The 9,665-nt window shown below is 67.3% G+C and carries 6 protein-coding genes and 2 pseudogenes; 7 read left to right on the top strand and 1 reads right to left on the bottom strand.

Features of this window, described 5'->3' with window-relative positions; translation table 11 throughout:
- Positions 1–12: 12 nt before the first annotated feature.
- The 7 genes and pseudogenes from ACIP82_RS37385 to ACIP82_RS37355 form a co-directional block, all read left to right on the top strand.
- Positions 13–261, top strand: a pseudogene (locus ACIP82_RS37385) (hypothetical protein); the annotation flags it as partial.
- A gap of 426 nt (positions 262–687) precedes the next feature.
- Positions 688–1,368, top strand: a complete 681-nt coding sequence (locus ACIP82_RS37380; RefSeq protein ID WP_400660188.1) for a GNAT family N-acetyltransferase — start codon at positions 688–690, stop codon at positions 1,366–1,368.
- A 130-nt stretch (positions 1,369–1,498) separates the two neighbouring features.
- A complete protein-coding gene (valS, locus tag ACIP82_RS37375; protein ID WP_400660185.1) occupies positions 1,499–4,051 on the top strand; it encodes a valine--tRNA ligase in 2,553 nt (850 codons plus the stop codon).
- A 446-nt stretch (positions 4,052–4,497) separates the two neighbouring features.
- Complete coding sequence (locus ACIP82_RS37370; RefSeq protein ID WP_400660182.1) at positions 4,498–4,869, top strand: hypothetical protein; 372 nt, start codon at positions 4,498–4,500, stop codon at positions 4,867–4,869.
- A gap of 116 nt (positions 4,870–4,985) precedes the next feature.
- Positions 4,986–6,863 carry a hypothetical protein gene (locus ACIP82_RS37365; protein ID WP_400660180.1) on the top strand — a complete coding sequence of 626 codons (1,878 nt, stop codon included), beginning with the start codon at positions 4,986–4,988 and terminating at the stop codon, positions 6,861–6,863.
- Positions 6,856–7,905, top strand: a complete 1,050-nt coding sequence (locus ACIP82_RS37360) for a hypothetical protein (RefSeq protein WP_400660177.1) — start codon at positions 6,856–6,858, stop codon at positions 7,903–7,905. The genes ACIP82_RS37365 and ACIP82_RS37360 overlap by 8 nt, the downstream gene beginning before the upstream one ends.
- The gene (locus tag ACIP82_RS37355) at positions 7,905–9,074 is read left to right on the top strand and encodes a JmjC domain-containing protein (RefSeq protein ID WP_400660174.1); all 1,170 of its coding nucleotides are present in this window, start codon (positions 7,905–7,907) and stop codon (positions 9,072–9,074) included. Before ACIP82_RS37360 ends, ACIP82_RS37355 begins: the two co-directional genes overlap by 1 nt.
- Positions 9,075–9,195: 121 nt before the next feature.
- Here ACIP82_RS37355 and ACIP82_RS37350 read toward each other — a convergent pair.
- Positions 9,196–9,552, bottom strand: a pseudogene (locus tag ACIP82_RS37350) (threonine/serine dehydratase); the annotation flags it as partial.
- Between the last annotated feature and the right edge of the window lie 113 nt (positions 9,553–9,665).

Genomic DNA, 9,665 nt, shown 5'->3' with positions numbered 1-9,665 from the left:
TCGTCTGTACCGCTGTGGTCTGAACGCAGAACGAACAGGCCGAAAGCACGAACAGCCCCCGACGGACTCGGGGTACGTAACTCACCATCTCAGACTATTTCCACAGGTCGGGGACAAGACGGAAGGGGGCAGCCCCTCAACGCCGCACGCGGCCCGCCCGAGGACGGGAGCGACTACACCGCCGCCGCCCAGATACTCACCGCACTCGGCGCCACCGGCATCGACCCGCTGAGCGACAACCCGGACAAGGCGGCGCAGCTGGCCGGCCTCGGATTCCTGCCTATCGCACCGACCAGCGAGCGATCGGCCGGCCGCCCGGGCCGCTGCCCGTCCGGATCTTCACCCCCCAGATTCTCGGCAGCGACGGCGGCAAGCTCTCGAAGAGCCTGCCGCGCGAGGCCGCCGAGGCCGGCGGGCGCCCCGCCGGACGGCACCACCACCTCCACATGGCTGTTCGACCCCTCGGCCTGGCCCGGCACCCCCGCGGACTACGTCGAAGCGCTTCCGCCCGTTACTTCTTCACTGCGCCACCCAGTAGCGCCAAAAGGCTACCGAGCGGCAGTCCCGTTTCCTCGGTGTCGAGCGGCACGACGGTCGCCCTTACCGCATAGGGGCAGTGTCGGCGACGGTACCTCGGACGGCGTGCCACGACGTGCGAACGCGTCGGTATGGTGCACACACTTGATCGTGTTGATCGATCACTGGCCACTGTTCGGTCTGCGGCTGAGTACACCAAGGCTAGAGCTCCGTTTGCCGCACTCGGATGAGCTGGCAGAACTGGCCGACCTCGCCGCAGCGGGTGTGCATGGCCCTGAGATGATGCCGTTCAGCAGCGCGTGGACGGACCTTCCCCCGGTCGGCCGAGCGCGCGCGGTGATACAGCAACACTGCCTCAGAGTCGGCAGCTGGACCCCGGACAACTGGTCGCTCAACCTGGCGGTCTTCAAGAACGGCCGAGTGGTGGGAGCTCAGGCACTCGCGGCGAGGTCGTTCGATCTGGTGCGTGAGGTCAACACCGCATCATGGCTCGGACTTCCCCACCAGGGGCGCGGGCTTGGCACTGAGATGCGGGCCGCCGTCCTCTTCCTGGCGTTTGCCGGCTTGGGTGCTGCTGAGGCCACCACTGGTGCGTTTCTTGACAACACGGCGTCTCTCGCGGTGTCGAGGAAGTTAGGTTACCGACACGACGGCACAGAACGGCGAATCGTCAGAGGCCAGGCCACCATCATGCGGCGCTTGCGACTGACCCGAGAGCAATGGGAAGCCCACCGTACGCTTGAGATCGACACTGTCGGTCTAGCCCCCTGTCTGCCACTGTTCGGAGCGGCAGGAGAGGATGGCACCTTCTCATCCACCGCGAGCATCTGAGAGCGCACCACTTCCTGACTGAGTGTCATATTTGATGACGATGCCTCACGGAATGTAGTCTCCCACCCCGAGAACTGGACTTGCTTGCACGGGATTTGAGATGTCCCGGAGGCCGATACCATCTACTGCCATGACAACCGCATCCCCTCGCCCAGGAACGCCGGACAAGCCCACGCTCGACGGCCTCGAGACAAAGTGGGCCTGGACCTGGGACGAGCAGGGCGTATACAGATTCGACCGCACCGCCACGCGCGAGCAGGTTTACTCGATCGACACCCCGCCACCCACGGTGAGCGGCAGCCTGCATGTGGGACACGTCTTCTCCTACACGCAGACCGACACGATTGCCCGCTTCCAGCGCATGCGGGGCAAGAACGTCTTCTACCCGATGGGCTGGGACGACAACGGCCTGCCGACCGAGCGTCGCGTCCAGAACTACTTCGGCGTTCGGTGTGAGCCGTCCCTCCCTTACGACCCCGGCTTCAGCCCGCCCGAGACCCCTGGCAAGCAGCAGATCCCCGTCTCCCGCCAGAACTTCATCGAGCTGTGTGAGCGGCTTACGGTTGAGGACGAGAAGGTCTTCGAGAGTCTGTGGCGCAGGCTCGGCCTCTCCGTTGACTGGCGGCACACGTATCAGACCATCAACAGTCGTTCCAGGGCAGTCTCGCAGCTGGCCTTCCTGCGCAATCTGGCCCGCGGTGAGGCGTATCAGGCCGAGGCTCCAACGCTCTGGGACATCACCTTCAGAACCGCGGTCGCCCAAGCCGAACTCGAAGACCGTGAGCGTCCGAGCGCTTACTACCATCTGCTTTTCGATGCGCCCGGTGGGCAGGCTGTAGAGATCGCGACCACCCGACCCGAACTGCTGCCGGCCTGCGTGGCGCTGGTGGCGCATCCCGACGATGAACGCTTCCAGAAACTGTTTGGCACTACGGTGCGCACACCGGCCTTCGGGGTCGAGGTTCCGGTGCTCGCCCACCGCCTGGCCGACCCGGAGAAGGGCACCGGCCTTGTCATGGTCTGTACCTTCGGTGACACCACTGACGTGGTGTGGTGGCGTGAGCTCAACCTCAGCACCCGCCCGGTTCTCGGACGCGATGGTCGCTTCCTCCCGGACCCGCCGGCCGGTCTCGACACGCCAGGGGCCAAGGCGGCCTACGCGCAGCTCGCCGGAGCGACGCCGCACACCGCCCGTGAGCGACTGGTGGAGATGCTCCGTGCCAGCGGTGCGATGGCCGGAGAACCGCGCCATTTCAACCATATGGTGAAGTTCTACGAGAAGGGCGACAAGCCTCTCGAGATCGTCACCAGCCGCCAGTGGTACCTCCGCAATGGCGGCCGGGACGAGGCTCTTCGCGAAACGCTGCTGGGCCGCGGCAGGGAACTGAGCTGGCACCCAGACCACATGCAGCACCGGTATCAGGCGTGGGTGGAAGGCCTCAACGGCGACTGGCTGATCAGCCGTCAGCGGTTCTTCGGCGTCCCGGTGCCGGTCTGGTACCGGCTTGATTCGGCTGGAAACCCCACCGATGAGCTGCTCCTTCCGGCGGAAGGCTCGCTGCCTGTTGACCCGACCAGCCAGGTACCGCCCGGCTTCGCCGAAGACCAGCGTGACGCTCCGGGCGGCTTCACTGGAGACCCCGATGTGATGGACACCTGGGCGACGTCCTCCCTCACACCGCAGATCGCCGGCGGATGGTCTTACGACGACGACCTGTTCGACCGGGTCTTCCCGATGGACCTGCGCCCGCAGGCACACGAGATCATCCGAACCTGGCTGTTCTCCACGGTAGTCCGCGCGGATCTGGAGCACGACGAGCTGCCCTGGCGGCACGCGGCGATCAGCGGCTGGATCCTCGATCCGGACCGCAAGAAGATGTCCAAATCGAAGGGGAACGTCGTTACCCCGCTCGACCTCCTGGACCAGCACGGCTCGGACGCTGTGCGTTACTGGGCCGCCAGCGCCAGGCCCGGCACCGACACGGCCTTCGAGATCGCCCAAATGAAGATCGGCCGCCGCCTCGCCATCAAGATCCTCAACGCGTCGAAGTTCGTCCTCGGCCTCGGCGCCGACCAGCCGGACGCCTTGGTGACCCGGCCCCTCGACCAGGCGCTCCTCGCGCACCTCGCCGAGGTGGTTGGCGAGGCCACCGAGCAACTTGAAGGCTACGACTACGCCCGCGCTCTGGAGACCGTCGAGCGGTGCTTCTGGGCGTTCTGCGACGACTACGTCGAGCTGGTCAAGAATCGTGCCTATGGTGAGAGTGGAGAGGGGCCCGCAGCGTCGGCCCAAGCCACCCTCGCCCATGCGCTCTCAGTACTTTTGCGCCTCCTGGCACCGTTCCTGCCGTTCGCAACCGAAGAGGCATGGAGCTGGTGGCAAACCGGCTCGATCCACCGCGCGCAGTGGCCCACCGCGGTTGAGCTGCGGGAGCGTGCGCCGGTCGGCGATCCCCAACTGCTCGGCGTGGCGGCCGAGGCGATCGCGGCTGTCCGGAAGGCGAAGAGTGCCGCCCAGCTGTCGATGCGGGCGGACGTGGCGAAGGTAGTCGCCCGTGGGGCGGAACCGGCGTTGGCGCTACTGCGCCAGGTGCTCCCTGACGTCCAGTCGGCAGGGCATGTCCTCGACGTGACCTTCGAGACGGCTGACTCGGAAGACATTACGTACGAAATCTTCCTGTAGCCAGGACAGTTCATGGCGGTGGCGCCTGCTCATCCCGGCGATGATCAGGCGCCACCGTTCTGCTTTTTCCTGGCGGGCAGTCGGTAGATGGGTCGAACCAACTTCGCGGCGAAGCAACGCAGTTTCGGACAACGCGAACGCCGGAGCCCAAAAGGTTGCGCGGAGCCTCCCGGGTCGTACTAGAGTCTGAACCTCAGAGTGACGATCGACCACCTCTACGTAGGCACTCCAGGGAGCGCCACGGCCTGCTCCATGCAAACGGCCTGGCCGGCCAACCACCGGAGCGGTCCCACTCGACGGCCGACCTGAAGACTCTCCGCACGCTTCCCGTCATGCCTTCATCGAGCACCAGAGATGTCGTTCATCCCTCTGTTGGCGCGTCACAAGAACCACACCCCAGTGCGCCTGGACCCACCAGGCCCACGGCCGATCCACGGGAGGTGCCCGTGCAAATCGCAGTGCAGGACCCCGAGAAGCACACCACGTACATCCTCGACCCGTCCTCGTTGGCGGACTTCGAGTTGAGCAACGCCCAATCCGGCGACGGGGCCGACATCGTGTTCGTGTTGCCGTCCCAGACCCTGTGCGACCAGGTGCCGGTGGTGCCGGGCGCTGGTTCGGGCGATCAGTCGATCCTGATCTCCGACCCTGACAGTGACCGGCGGTGGCTGCTGACCCGCTCAGACCTGGAGCGGTTCGCCGCCCCCACGAGCTCGGCGGCCAACGAGGCCGTGTGGTTCTCGATGCCGGGAACGGCCGCCGGCATCTACACGGCGGTTCCGCTCTTCCGTCGCGCCCTCGTCCAGAACAGCTCCTGAGTATGCGGCGGCCCGCGACAGGCATCCCCGCCGCGGGCCCTCCCGCCCGGTCCTGTTTCTGCGACCCTCGAGGTACGTGATCAATGGACAGAGTACGAGTCTTCCCGGCACGAGCCATGGCCCCCCAGATCCAGGCCGATTCGCGGTGGATCTCCGTTGACGCGGGCACCCGCCAGGCCTACATGCTCTCCGGCAAGGACCGGGAGTGCACGCTGCTCTCGTGGATCGCCCGAGGCCCCGGCCGCGAGGCGAGCGACGAGTTCACCACGGCGGTCCAGCACCTCGGAATGACGCTGGACGAGACTGGGGCCGCACCGGCCCAGGACTTCCTCGCCTTCTACCGCCGCCTCAATCTCGGTTACCCGTTCCTCGACTACAGCGTGGAGGCCAGCCACGAGGTCGACCGCGCGCTCATGGACGGCTACGCGGCTCACGCAGGACCGCCTCCAGCTACAACACCGCGCTCCGGACCACAGACCACGTTGCCGAAGGCTGAGCTACCGGTTGGCCAGTTGGCCGCGAATGCAGGTGTCGATCTTCTTGCGGCCTGGCTGGGGACCGCCGGACGGATCACCGGTCGCCGCGAGGGCCGGCACGGACCGATCGTGCTCAAGACCAGCCCGTCCGGCGGGGCCCGGCATCCCACAGATCTTGGTGTGCTCATCGGTACTGGATGGCCCGCCGAACTGCAAGGCGCATGGTGGTACGACGGCGATCGGCACACGCTCGTCCCTGCAGGCTCCGACATCCCGATGGAGGCGGAGGTGCCACCCTTCGGCATCGCCTTCGTCGTCTCCAGCCATGTCCAGCGCGCCATGTGGCGCTACCGCGACGTGCGGGCGCTCCGCCCAGTCCTCATCGACGCAGGACACGTGGTGGAGACCCTGAACATGGCAGTTCAGGCAACAGGGTGGAGCACGGCCTGGTTGCCGATTCCAGCGTTCACCGGCACTGATCCGATTCTCGGACTGCTGCTTGCCACGCCGGCACCGGCCGAGGTGTCTGCCCGGCCGGTGCCGACAACCGGTTCCATCGCACCCGCGGACTCCGAGTACCGCACCAACCCGTTCCTGTCTCTTGTCCCTGCGGCAACCGGCCTGTACGCCCAGGTCCACTCGGAGCCCGTGACACTCGTCGCCCTTTCACCGGCCGCGGTAACCGCGCTCGCCTACGCAAACCCGAGCGCGAGAGGTGACCGGCCCTCGTCCCTCGCGCACATCCGCGACCAGAGCGGCGCATCACAGGACGAACTCTCCGTGCTGGTTGCAGCGCGTGCACTCGTCCCCGCAACTCAGGCCGAGGCCCTGTGGACAGCAGCGCAGCCGTGGATCAACGCCAGCTGGTTTCCCTCCCTGCTCGTTCACGCAGACGCAGCCTGCGAGGCCCGGACGACGTCACACAAGGCGAGCACCAGCACGTCCGGTGGACCACTGCCCTGGTCAGCGTTACCCGCAGCTCTGGCCGCGCGTCGTACCAGCCGCTCCTTCACTCACCAGGCAGTGCCGGCCAGGATCCTGGACACCCTGCTGCCGATTCTGCGCGACTCGCGCTGCGGCGTTCGGCTGAGTCTCCTGCTGCCCTGCGGGAATCTCGACGCCGGCGCCTACCGGAAAGACGGGGCCAGGACGCTGCTCCGCATAGGGGAAGCTCCCAGCTCTGAGGACATTCAGCGTGCCGCCATCGGCCAGCCCTGGACCGCGGGCATCTCCCTGGTTGTCTGGCTCGTGCCGGAGCAGCACGGGGAGGGCCCTGCCGCATGGGAGGAGTCCCTGATCCAGTGTGGCCGGGACGCCCAGCGCATAGCTGTGGCGCTGGCGACCGATCGGTCCGTCGGCGTGTTCCAGAGCCCGGCGCTCGTCGACGACCTGCTCGTACCGCTCACCGACCTCGATGCATCGGTCGACGGTGCGTATCTGGTCGGTGTCGGGGCTCTCCGTTCGCGGATGTCCACGCACAGCGCTGACGGGCTTGAGGAGGGGAACGTCAATGGCTGACAGGACCTCACCCCTCTGGGCCGCTGCGGAACGGTCGGACGGGGCATGGGAGGTGGTCGACAACCGGACAAGCATGCTGTACGTCATCGACGGGACCCTCGGTGCTCGTCTCTGGCAGAACGACCAGCTGTGGACGATCCCTCTCCAAGCGGCATTCGACGTGGCTGTGTCGCAGATCCAGACACACCCGACGTCCAATCTCGACGACGAGGGGCTGTTCCCGTTCCTCGACGTCGAAGTGGGGGGCGTGACTGTGCGATACCTGGCAGACGACAAGGCCCACCGAGACACCCTCCAGGTGAACCTCGATGTCGCGCGCCCGCGACTCCGGGGCACCGCGGATGTGCTTCTACGGCTGCGTCCAGGGGTCCGAATCGACCTGCTCCACCGCTCGGTCAGCGGCAACCGGGCCGGCGTCGAGTATCGGATGCCCCGCGACCCTCAATGGCGCCCTTACACCGGCATGTTGCCTGCTCTGCCGCCGCTGCTCACTCCTCCCTACCACAGACGGTTCTCCGCACTCCACGCGGCCCTTCTGGTGATGCCGTCCGGCCGTAGCGTGATCGTGTGTGGAAACCAGAAGGCCGGCAAGACCACCGCCGCCCGCTGGGCTCGAGACACAGGGCTCGCCGCGACAGCCACAGATGAAGTCGTGCTGCTCGACACGATGACCGGTGTGGCGTTTGGCGTCCCGCTGGCCCAAGCCGTCCGGCAGGGAGACCAACGCACAACCGTTCCCCTCCCTGCCGGCTCGGCCACTCATCTCGGTGCGACGTTTCCCATTGGACTGGTAGTACTCACACCTGCCCCAGTGGTACCCGCCGGCTTCCTGCAGGCGGCAGGCACGGAACAGGAGTCCATGGCCTGGCTTGCGGAGCACATGCGTGATGCCGGAGCCGATCCGGCAGCCACGCGCCGGATCGTGCGGGAGTTGGTTTCCCGAGTCCATGTCCACCGCCTCGGTGTATCGCCCTGGCCCGGATTGCAAACGGACCTCGCGGCCGGTCTCGCCCCCCTGCTCAAGACGCTGGAGCAATCCTGATGACGTCGCGCGCCGTTCGTCGACTCGACGAGGTAGACCGCCTTGCTGTCCAGCAAGGCGACCTCCCGCCTCAGCTCGTCGCCCGAGTACGGACAGCCAACGAGGCCGCCGTCCAGCATGCCGCCACACGGCTCCGGGCGCGGCTCGGCGACCGCGTGGTGGCCGCGTTGGCAGCGCCTTGTACCGAGCCGGCCCTCGGCACTGCCAAGGGAGACACCGCTGCGCTGCCGTGCGGGCGTGCGCAGTACGAGTGGTGGCTCACTGCGGAGCCCCGACTGGTCGCCAACGCGACAACCGGGGCGAACGCGGACATGGAGTTCCGTGATGCCAAAGGCAAGCTCCCGGGAGAACGGTTCGGGAACCGGCTGGAACCCGACTCCGACACCTTCCAGATGGACATCCACCGAGTAAGGCGGGCTCTCACCGAAGGCATCACGCTCGGGATCCGCCAGTTCGATCGCTGCATCCCGTCACTGGCCGAGCTGGTGGACGACATCATCGCCGTGTCCGGTGCCGACGTCTTCACGAAGCTGTTCGTCTCCGCCGGGAGCACCAGCATCACGGGCTGGCACTCGGACCGTCAGGACGTCATCGCCTTCATGCTCTGGGGCAGCAAGCGATTCCAGCTCGGAGACTGGGACACCCCCGAGGGAGGCCCGCCCAGCCAAGTGGTCTTGGACGAGGTCCTTCACGAAGGAGACTGTCTCCTCTTTCCGGAAGGACATCCGCATCAGGCAGTTCCGCTCGGCGAGGACAGCGGTTTGCTTTCCATCGCGCTGCTCCGCCGCCACAACTGGATTTCCCGTGACCAGGTCCCGATCCATCTGGGCGCGGCCGAGTTCCCCCCGAGCGACGAGGCGTACCGGAAGCTGCTTCGTGCTCGAACCGGACCGTCAGCCGAACCCGTTCCATCGACCAAGGTCGGCCGGGTCCGCTCGTTGATCCCAGGTGGCGTGGAACTGCTCGGATCGGCGTCAAGCGGAGAGATCGTCTTCGCCGCAGCCGGTGGTGTCTTCGGCGCCAGCACGCAGGCTGTGGCCCTCCTGGCGGACCTCCACGCAGACTCCCCGACCACCGTTCATGCGGCGAAGTCCGACCCAGCCGAGAGAGCGGACAGCACGATTGCAGCCAGCCTCATCGAGGCTGGCCTGATCGCCTGTGTCCCCTAGATCCAGCGCACCGCGGCCCTTCGCCCTGTCCGGCGGCCTTGCACGACGATAGGGAGTAACCATCGCCCCACCCGAAGGGGCAGTCGGGCGGATCAACTCAACTGCCCCTTCGGGGCGCTGGTCAGTCCCCAGTGGCCCGGTGCACCAGGTCGGCCGGATCGGTGTTGGACCCGCACAGGACCACACAGACCTTCTCGCCGCCTCCGGGCCGGTAGCTGCGGCTCGCCGTGGCGGGGCGGGGCGGCAGATCGCGGTCGGGGACATGCTGGTCCGGTGAGGTCAGCGCGGCGAAGGCGGTGGCAGCTCCGTGCTCGACGGCCACCTTGCGATGGTCCCACAGCGCCCGGCGGGCGCGGACGATCTCGTCATCCGGCACCAGCACGGAGTGGACGCCGTCCTGCTGGGCGGCGGCGAGGGCCATGGCGGAGGTGCGGCGGGCCCCGAGGGAATCGGCGGCGATCGAGTCCTCCCGGACGGGGGGGGGGGGGCGGGGGGGCCGGGGGGGGGCGGGGGGGGCGCCCCCCCCGGGGGGCGGGGGGGGGGGGGCCCCGCGCCCCCAGGGAGACAATACCCCCCCAGAGCCGCCAAACA

It is taken from the genome of Kitasatospora sp. NPDC088548, from assembly GCF_044753005.1.
GTDB lineage: Bacteria > Actinomycetota > Actinomycetes > Streptomycetales > Streptomycetaceae > Kitasatospora.
This window is presented reverse-complemented; position numbering and strand designations above follow the sequence as displayed.

What these genes read in the sequence shown, in the direction of transcription:
- valS (WP_400660185.1), top strand. Translation starts at nt 1,499, where the DNA reads ATGACAACCGCATCCCCTCGCCCAGGAACGCCGGACAAGCCCACGCTC.
- ACIP82_RS37365 (WP_400660180.1), top strand. Translation starts at nt 4,986, where the DNA reads ATGGCCCCCCAGATCCAGGCCGATTCGCGGTGGATCTCCGTTGACGCG.
- ACIP82_RS37355 (WP_400660174.1), top strand. Translation starts at nt 7,905, where the DNA reads ATGACGTCGCGCGCCGTTCGTCGACTCGACGAGGTAGACCGCCTTGCT.
- ACIP82_RS37360 (WP_400660177.1), top strand. Translation starts at nt 6,856, where the DNA reads ATGGCTGACAGGACCTCACCCCTCTGGGCCGCTGCGGAACGGTCGGAC.